General features: G+C 73.1%; 1 pseudogene. It reads left to right on the forward strand.

The annotated features are described in order from the left end of the window. A pseudogene (locus LPA54_RS34525) lies at window positions 1-666 on the forward strand (ABC transporter substrate-binding protein); the annotation flags it as partial.

Genomic DNA, 666 nt, shown 5'->3' on the forward strand with positions numbered 1-666 from the left:
GATGATCCTGCTGGCCGCGCTGAACCACGTGCCCGGGCGCGCACCACTCTTCTTATGGCTGCGCAGGGAGAGCCGCTGGTTCCTGACCACGACGTTCCTCCAGTCCGCGGCCCGTCGGCAGTCGACCAGCGTGCGGCTGCTGCGGCCCGTCCGTTCCTGGCGCGCCATCGCCGCCCGCGCCTACGACGTCGCAGAGGCCATGCGCGAGGGCGGCGTCTTCCCCCTCCAGCTGTACGTGCTGGCGCTCTTCGAGGACCTGCGGGACAACCACCGGCGCGCGAGCTGGGACCTGCGCGGCCTGAAACGGACCCGGCCGCCGGTGCTGATCCTGCGCCAGGTGAGCCGGGAGAACGGCGGCATCGAGCTGATCAAGGCGGTCAGCGACGTCCGCAGCCGCCGAAGCGAACTGGACCCCCTGCTGATCGTGGCCGGCGTGGCGGCGGCCGACGCACCCCTGCTCGACCGGGGCGCCGACACCGGCGCGCCCCCCGCCGGGACCGACTCCCGTTCCCCGCTGCTCTCCCACCCCGCCCGCCTGCAGCAACGGCTGCGGCACTGGTACGACGAATGGGCCGGGAACCTGCGCGCCGACCAGTCCCCGAGCCGGACGAACGCCCTGCCCTGGGTGCTGCGCATATCCCTCCCCCACGAGGAGCTGGTCCAGCT

The organism is Streptomyces sp. DH12, assembly GCF_020873895.1.
Classification (GTDB): Bacteria; Actinomycetota; Actinomycetes; order Streptomycetales; family Streptomycetaceae; genus Streptomyces.